Origin of the sequence: uncultured Streptococcus sp. (genome assembly GCF_963521255.1) — a bacterium.
In the GTDB taxonomy this organism is placed as follows: Bacteria; Bacillota; Bacilli; order Lactobacillales; family Streptococcaceae; genus Streptococcus.
Genome location: NZ_CAUQTU010000001.1, coordinates 392918 through 406300, shown reverse-complemented (window position 1 = coordinate 406300; position 13383 = coordinate 392918). Strand labels below are relative to the sequence as shown.

Here is a 13383-nt window from a genome sequence, read left to right as displayed (position 1 = left end):
ACTCTTACTATTATACCCACTTTTCATACTTTGTCAACTACTTTTTGAAACTTTTTTAATTTTTTGTATGACTTCCTAGTGTGTACGGATGTCAAACTCTTTAAACACAATACGTAAGTCTCTTAAGACTCTTTGACGCCCTCGGAAGCGTTCATGTCTTAAGACGCGTTCTAACTCTTCTTGTTTGTCTTTACTTTGTTTGCTTCTATAATCTCTTAGTGTCTCATGAAAGAGATAATAATCATCTAGCCACAGACCTCCCTCACTGATACGATGACTGATTTCACCTACTTCTTCATAAGGTTCTTTATCATATCTACGCTTCTGGCTTTCTTGTTTACGGATATAGTCTAGAATTCGATTCCGGAACTTAGTTTTGAAGTATTTCCTTAAACGAGGAATATCTTCTACTAGTTCCTCTTCTCTACTGATCAATTCATGTAAGCAAATCATTCCCTCTTGGTCCCAATCCGATAGCTCCCATAAATGAAGGTAATATTCATTTCTACACTTATATACAATTCCCTGTACTTCTTCATATAATTCTTTAAGCATTATGTTCCCCTTTCTAGATACAGTTTAACAAATTCAGAAACACTTTTGTCCCATTTCTCCCATTCTGTTCCCTACACCGTCTAAACTGCACAAAAAAGAGAGGACATGCCTCTCTCAGGGTTATTTTTCATCATTCATTTTTGACTTCACTTCATCATAAGATAATGCATGTGATTCCTCTTCTACGGTTTCAGGCATCTTTCCTGTTTCGTAAAGAGATTTAATTTGCGTACTATCCAATGTTTCGTATTTCAATAATGCTTCTGCAATCAACTTGTGAGTTTCACGGTTTGACTGAATAATTTCAGCAGCTTTATTTCGTGCTTCATTTAATAATGAACGAACCTCTTCGTCAATTTCATAAGCTGTTTGTTCTGAAATTGATTTTTGAGGACTCTGTGCACCAAACATAGCATGGTTTCCTTCATATTGTACTGGGCCAAGTTTTTCACTCATACCGTACTCTGTAACCATTGCACGCGCCATTTGTGTCGCTTGTTCAAAGTCGTTTGAAGCTCCTGTAGTTTGGACATTAAAGATAATTTCTTCAGCTACACGTCCACCCATTAAGCCAGCCAATTGCTCTTTCATATCTTCTTTAGATAGAAGCATTTGATCTTCCTTAGGAAGTGCAATCATATATCCTCCGGCACGTCCACGTGGTACGATGGTAACTTTATGCACAACACGAGCATTCGACAAGACTAGACCAACAATGGTATGTCCAGCCTCATGGTAGGCAACCAATTCACGTTCTTTTTGTGAAACTGTCTTATCTTTCTTAGAAGGACCAGCAATCACTCTATCTTCTGCTTCATCAATATCTGAAGCATCAATTATCGATTTATTGCGACGAGCAGCAACTAGAGCCGCTTCATTCAATACATTCTCTAAATCAGCACCAACAAAACCTGGAGTTTGTTGAGCTACTAATTTCAAATCAACATCTTCTGCTAAAGGCTTGTTCTTAGCATGAACCTTCAAGATTGCTTCGCGCCCTTTAACATCAGGGCGACCAACCAAGACTTTTCTATCAAAACGTCCTGGACGCAGAAGAGCAGGATCAAGTACATCTGAACGGTTTGTCGCAGCGATAACGATAATTCCTTCATTTCCCTCAAAACCATCCATCTCAATCAAAAGTTGGTTCAAGGTTTGTTCACGTTCGTCATTTCCTCCGCCAAGACCAACTCCACGTTGACGTCCAACAGCATCAATTTCATCTATAAAGATAATAGCTGGTGCTGCTTTTTTGGCATCTTCAAAAAGAGAACGAACACGACTAGCTCCAACTCCTACAAACATTTCTACAAAGTCAGAACCTGAAATACTAAAGAATGGAACACCTGCTTCTCCGGCTACTGCCTTAGCAAGTAAAGTCTTACCTGTTCCCGGAGGTCCCTCCAAAAGAACACCTGCTGGAATACGGGCTCCAAGTTTTGTAAATCGTTTTGGATCTTTTAAGAATTCAACAACTTCAACTAGTTCTTGTTTTTCTTCCTCAGCTCCAGCAACATCTGAAAATCTTACTTTAATATCTTCTTTATTTGCAGCTTTAGCCTTACTACGTCCAAAACTCATCGGGTTACGGCTATTATTTCCTCCCATATTTCCCATCATAGAGAATAGGAAGAAGAAAAGAATACCGAATGGCACAATGGATACAAGAATATTAATCCACATACCACTTGAACTTTCATGCTTAACAGTTACTTCCGCCTTATGGTCAGAAGCAAGTTTTTGCAATTCGGATACTGTAGTATCTGAAGGAAGAATAATACTTGAAAATTTCTCTACTGTTGTAGCAGAAGGAGAAAAGAACTGAATGCCTGTTTCTTCTTTACTTGTTTTAGGATTTTTATAAACACCTGAAACTTCGATAACACTGCCATTTGGTTGGTAAGTCAATTCTTTTACATTGTCATCGGTAATTTCTTTTACCAATTCTGTATAATTAATTTGCTCACTTTTCCCTGCAACACTACCTGTACTAAAATACTGGTAACTTGTAACTAGGAAAAAAATAAGTAATAACCATAGAAAAGGATTTTTAATTAAACCATTATTTTGTTTTTTCATTAAAAATTGTTCTTTCTAATTTGAATACACTTCTTCTTTCAATACTCCAACATAAGGAAGGTTACGATAATTTTCTTTGTAGTCTAAACCATAACCTACTACAAACTCATTTGGGATAGTAAAGCAGGTATAGTCTGCCTCAATTTCTACAACACGTCCTTCTGGTTTATCCAACAAGGTTGCAATTTTAACAGAAGCAGCCTCTCTTGCTTTAAACATATCTCTTAAACTCTTCAAAGTTTGACCTGTATCAATGATATCTTCTACAAACAGAACATGTCTTCCTTTGATATCTTGAGTCACATCTTGCTTGATATTAATGACACCACTACTTGCTGTTCCACCATGATAGCTAGAAACCATCATGAAGTCCATTTCAATATGTGTATCAATATGTTTAACCAATTCAGCCATAAAAGGGATAGATCCTTTTAAAATCCCAATTAAAATCGGATTTTTTCCTGCATAGTCTTTAGTTAGTTGGGCACCTAATTTTTTAGCAGCTTCTGTAATTTCATCGTGTGAAACAAGGATTTTTTTAATATCGTTTTCTAACATTTTTTTACCTATCTATTTTTTCTATATAAAGTACAGTGTTCATTATATCATTTTTCGTGTTTTTACTCAAATTACTGGTCGCAATTCCCAAAATTGAGACAATTTCACCAAATTGCTCAATAATTAGAGCAGATTTTCGTTTTTCCATAGGGATTTTCAAATCAATAAATAGACGTCTGAGTTTTTTTCTATGCCCATTTTGAATCAAAACATCTCCTGTTTTTCGATGACGAATATGTATCGATGTTTCGCGTGAAACAGGTACCTGCTGAATTAATTCACCTTCTAAAGGAAGTCCAAAGGAAAATAAATATCCTTGGTAAGATACCTGATTTTGATAGTGTAGCACAAGTTCATCTTCTTTTTCATCAGACTGTGGACTGATTTTACAAATCCGAAACTGTTGATACTCTTTTACTAATTCATAACCATTTTTAATCGGATGACGATACTGGCTTTTAGTTTTTAAAATTTGCCAAACTTCTTCAAACTGAGCTTTTGTAAGATTCAAATCTGGAAAACAATTCAGATAAGTTTGAAGTAAAACTCTTTGTGTTGACTCAGAATAAGAAAATAACTGCTCTAAATTTTCTACATCAATATTCTTAGATAATTCAGCTATAGTTAAGTCATAATCTAAAATTTCATTTCCGAAGCTTAAGATTGCATCTCTAAATCGAGGATTTTCTTTTTCTAATTCTGGTAAATAAGAGTTTCGAATACGATTTCGAAAATAATGATTTTCCTGGTTTGATATATCTTCAAAGTGAAAAATGGATGGAAAGTCTTTTTTATGAAAATGCAAGAAGGGCCGAATGATTTCTATCTCTCCGACTACTTGCTTTTCCTTAATTCCTGATAGATAGCGCAAACGAGTACCTCGAATCAAACGCATTAAAATCGTTTCCACCTGATCATCCGCATGGTGGGCAGTGACTAAGGCTGTCGCACCTGCCTTTTTCATGACCTCTTGAAAAAAATCATAACGAAAATTTCGAGCACGCGCTTCTGAAAATTCTCCTAAAAAATTGCTGATATAAATAGGAAGCTCTGCTTCAGCAGCCAACTTCCTTAATTCCTGTTCTTCCCAATCTGATTCTACTCTCTGCTTATGATTCACATGAGCTAGAATCAATTCAATTTCTAACTCTTTTTGATACGTAGATAACACCTTAAATAGAAACATAGAATCTAATCCACCAGAAAGAGCTAGCACCACCTTAGCATGCTTTTTGAAATATCCCTTCTTGAGAAAATGATTTAAAAAATCTTGTTCCCTCATTTTAGAACCTCATAAACATCCTTGGCTATCTTAGAAATTGTATCATAATCAGAATTTTTAGTGAAAATAGAAAGAATAAATGGAGAATCTCCATAGACAACACCTGTATCATGCTTAAATTCATCTGCATCTCCAATTTTATGAGCTACTTTAACAGAAACACCTTTGGCAATTCGCTCATTATCAAAATCTGTTTTAGTCAAAGACTCTAGCACAAATCCATTTTGATTATAAATAGCTTCCATGACCTTCCCAGCCATTTTAGAAGAAATTAATTTTTCTTTTGAATCCCAATCATCTCCCATAATAGCAAACATCTTGGATTTGAATGTGGTATCAGATTGGTTTGAAAGGTAATATCCCAATATGTTATGAGCTACATTATCAGATTCTTTTGATACTTTCGTAATTAAATCCTTTAGAGAGTATTCTTTATTATCCTCTTTTTTAGGCAGACTACCACTTCCCTCTGGTTTATAAGAACCTGGAAAATCATTGACTGCAGATACGTATTTTACAGTCGTGTCTAACTGATAAAGACCCTCATTTATTTTTTCTTGCGTATAATAAAGATAAGGGAGTTTCAAAACACTAGCCGCATACATCTTTTCATCTTGATTGATACCTGCTTCTTTTCCAGTAGTCAGTTGCTTAACATAAATAGAGAAAGAATCTTTTTGATATTTTTCAGATAACATTTCTTGGACTTTACTCATCCGATTATCTTCTTCAGAAGTTGATTCCTTATCTACCCACCCAGCCTGATCAATATGTAGAAATTCCCTTCCTTCTACAAACATGGTCTTATCGATTGATACTTGTGAATAAGCTGATAAGGATGATTTCACTTCTTTTAAATCATAAGGACTATTGTACAGTTTAAAATCAGATTCTAACCATACTTTTTTGATTATAGGAGTTACCTCTGACTGATCGTATAAAAATCGTTTGTCTGCAGCTATAAATTGATGATTTGATAGCTTAAATACCGGAATTCCTTGTTTATTTAAGCGCCACTCGGTTATTTGAAAACTTGTTTGGGGAGTCAATTTTCCAGATTCCACTACTAAATCTTCATTCGCATAGACAGGAACTTCTCCATAAACCATAGGGAAACTTAGCTTTTCTCTAAAATAAATACCAAAGTCAGATTGTGAAAGGTAATAAATTTCTTTCGAAGTATAGACGACTTCTTTTTCTGTGCTAACGACTTTTGAAATAGTCAAAAAACTCGGTAGCAACAAAATAATTAAGAATTTACGCATTCTTCCTTTCCTTTTCTCCTTGTAAACGCAATAGTTGATTTTTATCAGACAACTCTTCTAGTTTTTCATCCGATAGACTCAAAAATTGCTCAATTACATCTAATAAATTTTCCATTTCATCACCTTGGAAGCAATTCAGGAATCGTATAAACAGCTTCCCGATTCTTAGAATAATAATATTTTGCACGCATGTATTTAGCAGCGTAATCTTCATCTTTCAACTTTGTAGCAAAAGCTGTCTCTTTCTCCTTTTCCTCACTCAAGGTTTGATACTTAGTTTGCAAGTCTGATAACTGTTGACGTCTTTGGAGTAATTGGTGATAGCTTTGAGCAAGATTATAAGTTGGTAAAATGAACAATAAAATCATCAAAATAAGAACCCAACCCATGAAACGATTCCGTTTTTGTCGTTCCTTCATCAGATAGCGACGACGTTGGTGTTCATTTTGAATAAAAGAATTATTCAATTGTACGATATTTTTAGACATTTTCTTCTACCCGTGTTTCACTGATAATTTCATACATGCCTGCTGCATCTTCTTTTTTTGTACTATCTTTCATCTCCAGTACTTTTACAAGTAGCAACTTATTGCCAAAGCGAATTTCAACTTGGTCATTAACTTTCAAATCCGTTGAACTTTTGGCCAAGATTCCATTTACCTTAATTCTGCCTTTATCCGCTACTTCTTTTGCGACTGTACGACGCTTGATAATTCTTGATACTTTTAAATATTTGTCTAATCTCATTTTTATTACCTCAAATTATTATTGTATCATTTTTATCTACTTTATAGAAGAAAAATGTTAAAGAGAATTTTCTTCCTTTGATTCTTTTATCTCTAATAGACTTTCTCCAAAAGTGAGCAGACCTTCTAAAATTTCATAGTCCTTCTTATTTCGAACGTCGAATACGACTTCCATTAATCCTTTGTTCTCAGCTATGGCTGCTTTTAAGTTCGTTGCGGATAAAGCTTTAAAATAATCTTGAGCCAAAAACAGTCGCTGAGTGACTTTTTCAAATTGAACTGTAATCTTATTCTCTTTTCTTTCCACACGTTGAACAAAGATCTTGTCCAAATATGACTTGACCAAACCAATCTCTAAAAGATAGGCTACTACGTCTGGGTATTCTCCAAAGCGGTCCATCAACTCTTCTTGTAACTCTTCATAATTGACACGGTTGTCAATTTGACGAATTTTTTTATAAATTTCAATCTTATGTCGTTGGTCTGAAATATAAGTATCAGGAAGATAAGCATCAATTTGTAAAATCAACTCAGCATTCCCTTTGGTTCTTGTGTTAGCATTCCCGTTTCGTTTAGCAATTGCTTCCTCTAGTAACTGTGAATATAATTCAAAACCAACAGAATCAATGAAACCAGACTGGGATTTTCCTAGGAGATTTCCTGCTCCACGAATAGAAAGATCTCGCATAGCAATCTTAAATCCTGAGCCCAATTCTGTAAATCCTTTGATTGCTTCTAATCTCTTTTCAGAGACTTCACTAATTGATTTTTCTGGACGATACATGAGATAGGCATAAGCAATACGATTACTACGACCTACTCTTCCTCTTAATTGATACAAGGTTGACAAGCCCATATGGTCCGCATTTTCAATAAATAAAGTATTGGCATTTGGAATGTCCACCCCTGTCTCAATAATGGTAGTCGTCACCAAGATATCGTATTGCCCCTCAATAAAATCTAATAGAGTATTTTCCAACTGGATTTCACTCATGCGACCATGAACATATCCAATCGAAGCCTCTGGAATCAACTCCTGTAATTCTGAAACCTTCTGGTCAATTGTGTCAACTTTATTGTAAAGATAGTAAACTTGACCTCCACGCTCCATTTCACGCAAAACAGCATCACGAATGACACTATCATTTTTTTCCAAAACATAGGTCTGAACAGGATAGCGATTAGTCGGCGGAGTTTCAATAACAGACAAATCTCTGATTCCCAGCATAGACATATGAAGCGTACGAGGAATTGGCGTTGCTGTCAAGGTTAGGACATCCACTTGTTTTTTCAATTCTTTCAAGGTTTCCTTATGCTTGACACCAAATCGCTGTTCTTCATCAATAATCATCAAGCCCAAATCAGCAAACACAACATCTTTTGACAAAACCCGATGGGTTCCAATCAAAATATCAACTTGACCGTTTTTCAATTTTTCAAGTGTTTCAGTCTGCTCTTTTTTACTTCTAAAGCGACTCAACACATCAATATTAACAGCAAAATTTTGGAATCGTTCCTTAAAATTCGTATAGTGCTGTTGCGCTAAAACCGTCGTCGGAACTAGAACGACAACTTGTTTGTGATCATTGACTGCCTTAAAGGCTGCACGCATAGCAACTTCAGTCTTTCCAAAACCAACATCCCCAACTAAAAGTCGATCCATTGGTTGAGAAGCCTGCATATCTCTCTTGATTTCCTCAACACTACGAAGTTGATCATCCGTTTCAACATAAGGGAAGGCATCATCAAAAGCATGTTGATCTTCATCATCAGCTGAAAAAGCAAAACCCTTCAACTGACTACGCTCAGAATAAAGTTTGATTAAATCGTCTGCTATATCCTCTACCTGATTCTTAACTTTTTGCTTAGCCTTCTTAAAATGACCATCATTTAATTTATTAAGTTTTGGCGCTTTACCATCACTTGAAACATATTTGGACAGCAGATGAATCTGTTCTACTGGGATAGAAATTTGATCACCATTTTGGTATTGGACACTGACATAATCGCGGTGAATCCCTTTGATTTCAATTGTTTCAATCCCTAGATATTGACCAATCCCATGAATATGGTGAACAACGTAGTCTCCTTTTTCAAGTTCATTGTAATCTTTTAATCTCTCTGCGTTTGAAACATGTTGTCTTCGAAAACGACGTTTCAATTTCTTTTGAAAAATCTCATGTTCAGTTATCAATAAAATCTTTTCATCTACAAAATGAAAACCATGTCTGAGATTACCCTCGATTAAGTTTACAGATTCTTTACAGATACTTGACTTATCTCTGGAATCTAATTTAATCTGATATTCCTCTAAAACATCCTCCAATGTTTTACTTCCCATTGAATTGCTAGACTGTAGAATAATAGTGTAATCCATTTTTTTGTATCTCTCAATTTCTTCTTTTAGAAAAGAAAATTGATTGAAAAATTCCTGCATAGGATATTGATTAAATTGATAAATTTGATCAAACTTGAGATTTCCTAAACCCTTTTGTAGATTAGAGAAAAAGGTAACCGGACTCTGTTTTTTATAGATTTGCTCTGTATCTGCAAAATACTGCATCTCAGAAAATGCTTTACTATTCTGTAATTCTTCTGTAAAGTATTGTACTAACTCCCTTTCAAAGACTTCATACTGATTCATCAATTTCTGATAATCATCAAAGAATACTGGGGTATCTTTTTCAATATAGTCAAAAACAGTCCATGTCTTGTCATAACACAAAGATAAAAACTTCCTATAATCTAAATGCATTTGTTTTTGGTCAAAACTTGAAAGAATTTCTTCTAAGTATGATTTTAAAATAGGTGATAACGTTTTTGAAATTTGTCTTTCTAAAGCTGACTGACCTCGTTGATAATCCTTTTCTCTCAAAAGCATATCACTAGCTGGAAAGATAGTGAGTTCTGTCTGATTTTCTTTCGATAATTGTGTTTCGACCTCAAATGACCTGATACCATCAATTTCATCACCAAAAAACTCAATTCGGCAAGGTTCTAACTGAGATATTTCAAAAATATCTAAAATATCTCCTCGTATACTAAACTCTCCCTGAGTTTGTACTTGTGTAACTTTTCGATAGCCTATCTCTTTTAACTGATGGATAAGTACGTGTTGGTCATATTCTTCACCAACTGTTATTTTTACAATACTATCTTTGAATATATTGGGAGACGGTAAAATCAATCGACTTGCTGCGATATTACAAACTAAAATCCCTCTCTTAGATGAATCAGTCAAAAAACGCAAGGCTTCAACCCGTGAAATGATTTTTTCTTGTGAAGACATCAAAAACTCGACCATAGGAGTATCATCTACCAAAAATGGATAGACAAGTTCCTCACCCAAAATAGAGAGAAGATCACTAACCAGTCCTTCTGCTTCTCCATAAGTTGACGTCAGTAACACAATCTTATCTTCTTTTTCTAAACTGCTTGCAATTGCTAAAGCTTTTGTAGAAGTTGACAAGCCTAACATTAATTGTCTTTTCTTATCTGTCAGATTTTGATGCCATATTTTTATCTGATCATTTTCTGAGAATAAATCTAATAAGGTTACCATTTATCCATTATACCTCTGCATCGTTTTCTCAAAGTTTTTCTCTTGTAAATAGTAGTTTACAGAATCGTCAACTTTGTCAATAGACTGTAAAATACCAATATAATCATCCTTGTCAAAGGTACTCAAAACATGGTTAACAACTGACATGCCATTTTTAGGTCTTCCGATTCCAATCTTAACACGATTAAATGTCTGAGTCCCTATATGTTTAATAATAGACTTGATACCATTATGACCACCTGCTGAACCTTTTGCTCTTAAACGAATCTTTCCAACTTCCATGTCAAGATCATCGTAAATGATGAGTAAATCTTCAATATCCAAACCATAATAAGTCAATAAAGCATGAACCGCTTTTCCACTTTCATTCATAAATGTCGTTGGTTTGACAAGATAAATTTTTTCTCCATTTAGGAAAAAAGATGCTAGCTCTGCTTGAAATATCTTATCGTGTGTAAAAGTGACATTTTGTTTTTTCGCTAGTTGGTCAATCAACATAAAGCCAACATTGTGTTTTGTTTCAAAATATTTATCCCCTGGATTTCCCAAGCCTACAAGTAATTTGGTCATTTATTTTTCCTTTCAAAAGCCAAAAGGGTTGGAATTTTTTTCCAACCTAACTGACACTATTTATTAAATTTCTTAGACATTAAAACGGAATTCCATGATATCGCCATCTTGAACGATATATTCTTTTCCTTCTTCACGCAAGCGCCCAGCTTCTTTTACGGCCTTTTCAGATCCGTATTTCACTAGATCCTCATATGACATGGTTACTGCACGAATAAATCCTTTTTCAAAGTCTGAGTGGATAATACCAGCTGCTTGAGGAGCCTTCATACCACGTTTGAAGGTCCAAGCGCGAACTTCTTTTTCACCAGCTGTGAAATAAGTTCCCAGTCCAAGCAAGTGGTAAGCAGCTCGAGTCAACTTGTCAACGCCTGATTCTGTCAACCCAAGTGCTTCAAGAAACTCTTGCTTATCTTCATCGTCTAACTCAGAAATTTCTTCCTCAGCACGCGCAGAAATAACGACTACTTCAGCATTTTCTGTCGCTGCAAATTCACAAATTTGTTTGACATAGTCGATAGAATCTGGATCTGAAACTACATCCTCATCTACATTGGCAACATAAAGAACTGGTTTAGTTGTCAAAAGGAAGAGACCTTTGACAACCTTTTGTTCTTCATCTGTAAATTCGATGGTACGAGCTGATTTCCCATCTTCAAGCACTGGTTTAATCTTTTGAAGAACATTAAACTCTGCTACTGATTCTTTATCTTTTTGCGTACGTGCCATCTTTTCTACACGCGCATAACGTTTATTGACTGATTCTAAATCAGCAAGAATCAATTCTAAGTTAATGGTATCAATATCTGCAAGTGGATCCACAAAGGCATCTTCACGTCCTTGCTCACGCATCACATTTTCATCATCAAAAGCACGAACTACGTGAACAATCGCATCTACTTCACGAATATTGGCCAAGAATTTATTCCCTAGCCCTTCTCCTTTTGAAGCTCCTTTTACAATCCCTGCAATATCTGTAAATTCAAATGTTGTTGGCACTGTCTTTTTAGGAGTGATCATTTCCGTTAGTTTTTGTAGGCGTTCATCTGGAACTTCCACCATTCCAACATTTGGATCAATCGTCGCAAATGGGTAGTTTGCTGCCTCTGCTCCTGCTTTTGTAATTGCATTAAATAGTGTTGATTTACCAACGTTTGGCAAACCAACGATACCTGCTGTTAAGGCCATATTTTTTCATTCTCCGTTTTCATTTCAATCCCTAATATTATAACACAAAAAGGGAAAACTTGCTAACCCTCTAACTAAGGCTTCTTAGTCAATAATTTTATTCATTTTTCTATCAAAATCATAGCGCCCCATCATGACAACATGGTCACAATTACTACATTTGATTTTGATATCTGCTCCTACACGTGTAATTTCCCAACGATTAGCCTTTTTACCTGTTGACTTGATGGTACAAGCATGTGGTTTTTTCATTTCAACAAAATTTCCAACTTGATACATAGCTACTCTCCTTTTCTTTTTCGATTATATCATAAAAGAGGCGAGCTAGGCTCAACCTCTTTCACTTAATTTGTACGAACTGGGGTGATAAGTTGCATGAAGTCTTCGTCAGTGTCTGCTGGCACAAGAGTAAATGGACGAACGGCTGAGATAAAGCTAATGGTCACCTTTTCGCTATTTAAAGCCTTGAGGGAATCAATCAAATAAGTTGGATTGAAACTAATAGTCAAATCTTCACCAGTCACCTGATCAGTATCGATTTCTTCGTTTACTTTACCAACTTCTGGAGAATGAACATGGGCGCTAACAATACCACCTTTAATTTCAAGCTTCACAGTACCATTTTGAGTCGCACTTGATAAAAGGCGAGCACGCTCCATTGACTGACGTAAGTTTACCACATCAAAAGTAATTGTAGTGTTAAAGTCTGTTGGAATCAAACGATCTGTATCAGGATAGTTACCTTCTAACAAACGAGTATAGAAGCTAATATTTTCGCTTCTAAAGAGGATTTGGTTATTGGCAAAGAAAATCTCTACAGTTTCAATATCATCTGTAAATACCGCTGAAAATTCGCGTAGAGAACGGCTAGGAATAACAACATCAAAATCATCACTATTTTTCTCAAGCGTTAATTTTTTCTGGCTTAGTCGATGAGAGTCTGTTGCCACTGTTTTTAGCTCCTTGTGTTGACTCAATACAAAATGAACACCTGTCAAAATTGGACGACTCTCTTGGGTACTTGCAGCAAAAGCTGTTTCATTGATAATTTTCTTGAGTAATTTTGTTTCAAGAACTAAAGGAGTGCTTGCTGAAATTTCTTGGATTCGTGGGTACTGTTCGCTATCTTTTCCTTTTAGGGTAATTTCTGATTTGCCACTCGTTAAAACAATTTGATTTTGTTCAATTTCTTTAAAATCAAGAGTTACATCAGGTAGACTAGATACCACATTGATAAAGAAAGAAGCTTCAAGAAGGATCGAACCTAAAGAAGTAATTAATAGACCAGCATCTTCATTTTTTTGAGAAATAAAATTTTCAATTGAAATCTGACCATTTGAACCAATTAAAGTAACACCTTCATTGGTTACGTCAATTTTTACGGTTGATAAAATAGGAATGGCATTTTTAGAACTAATAGCTCTCTTAGTAGTATTTAATGCTTGTAGAAATAAATTTTTATTAATTGAAAAATGAATCATGGATTCTCCTTTATTTATTTTTAGTATTAGAAGGATAATAGTAATAATAGAGTCTGTGAAATCTGTGGAAAACAGACTTTAAACAAGTCATATCAAG

The 13383-nt window shown here is 35.1% G+C and carries 13 protein-coding genes; all 13 read right to left on the bottom strand.

The features are described 5' to 3' along the window. Positions 1-75: 75 nt before the first annotated feature. Complete coding sequence (locus RWP09_RS02010; protein ID WP_314433457.1) at positions 76-555, bottom strand: sigma-70 family RNA polymerase sigma factor; 480 nt, start codon at positions 553-555, stop codon at positions 76-78. 120 nt (positions 556-675) lie between these two features. Then, complete coding sequence (ftsH, locus tag RWP09_RS02005; protein WP_070842143.1) at positions 676-2634, bottom strand: ATP-dependent zinc metalloprotease FtsH; 1959 nt, start codon at positions 2632-2634, stop codon at positions 676-678. A 15-nt stretch (positions 2635-2649) separates the two neighbouring features. Next, positions 2650-3192, bottom strand: coding sequence for a hypoxanthine phosphoribosyltransferase (gene hpt, locus RWP09_RS02000; RefSeq protein ID WP_049535534.1), 543 nt, complete (start codon positions 3190-3192; stop codon positions 2650-2652). 4 nt (positions 3193-3196) lie between these two features. Next, the gene (tilS, locus tag RWP09_RS01995) at positions 3197-4474 is read right to left on the bottom strand and encodes a tRNA lysidine(34) synthetase TilS (RefSeq protein WP_314433453.1); all 1278 of its coding nucleotides are present in this window, start codon (positions 4472-4474) and stop codon (positions 3197-3199) included. Then, positions 4471-5739, bottom strand: coding sequence for a serine hydrolase (locus tag RWP09_RS01990; RefSeq protein ID WP_314433451.1), 1269 nt, complete (start codon positions 5737-5739; stop codon positions 4471-4473). The genes tilS and RWP09_RS01990 overlap by 4 nt, the downstream gene beginning before the upstream one ends. Next, a complete protein-coding gene (locus RWP09_RS01985; protein WP_314433449.1) occupies positions 5732-5854 on the bottom strand; it encodes an SP_0009 family protein in 123 nt (40 codons plus the stop codon). Before RWP09_RS01985 ends, RWP09_RS01990 begins: the two co-directional genes overlap by 8 nt. Positions 5855-5858: 4 nt before the next feature. After that, a complete protein-coding gene (locus tag RWP09_RS01980; protein WP_314433447.1) occupies positions 5859-6227 on the bottom strand; it encodes a septum formation initiator family protein in 369 nt (122 codons plus the stop codon). Continuing rightward, complete coding sequence (locus tag RWP09_RS01975; protein WP_001234978.1) at positions 6220-6486, bottom strand: RNA-binding S4 domain-containing protein; 267 nt, start codon at positions 6484-6486, stop codon at positions 6220-6222. Before RWP09_RS01975 ends, RWP09_RS01980 begins: the two co-directional genes overlap by 8 nt. 57 nt (positions 6487-6543) lie before the next feature. Next, a complete protein-coding gene (mfd, locus tag RWP09_RS01970) occupies positions 6544-10047 on the bottom strand; it encodes a transcription-repair coupling factor (protein WP_314433445.1) in 3504 nt (1167 codons plus the stop codon). Further along, a complete protein-coding gene (gene pth / locus RWP09_RS01965; protein WP_314433443.1) occupies positions 10048-10617 on the bottom strand; it encodes an aminoacyl-tRNA hydrolase in 570 nt (189 codons plus the stop codon). A gap of 72 nt (positions 10618-10689) precedes the next feature. Then, complete coding sequence (gene ychF, locus RWP09_RS01960; RefSeq protein ID WP_314433440.1) at positions 10690-11805, bottom strand: redox-regulated ATPase YchF; 1116 nt, start codon at positions 11803-11805, stop codon at positions 10690-10692. 84 nt (positions 11806-11889) lie between these two features. Continuing rightward, positions 11890-12084, bottom strand: a complete 195-nt coding sequence (locus RWP09_RS01955; protein WP_000285186.1) for a DUF951 domain-containing protein — start codon at positions 12082-12084, stop codon at positions 11890-11892. A 65-nt stretch (positions 12085-12149) separates the two neighbouring features. Further along, the gene (gene dnaN / locus RWP09_RS01950; protein ID WP_000581174.1) at positions 12150-13286 is read right to left on the bottom strand and encodes a DNA polymerase III subunit beta; all 1137 of its coding nucleotides are present in this window, start codon (positions 13284-13286) and stop codon (positions 12150-12152) included. Between the last annotated feature and the right edge of the window lie 97 nt (positions 13287-13383).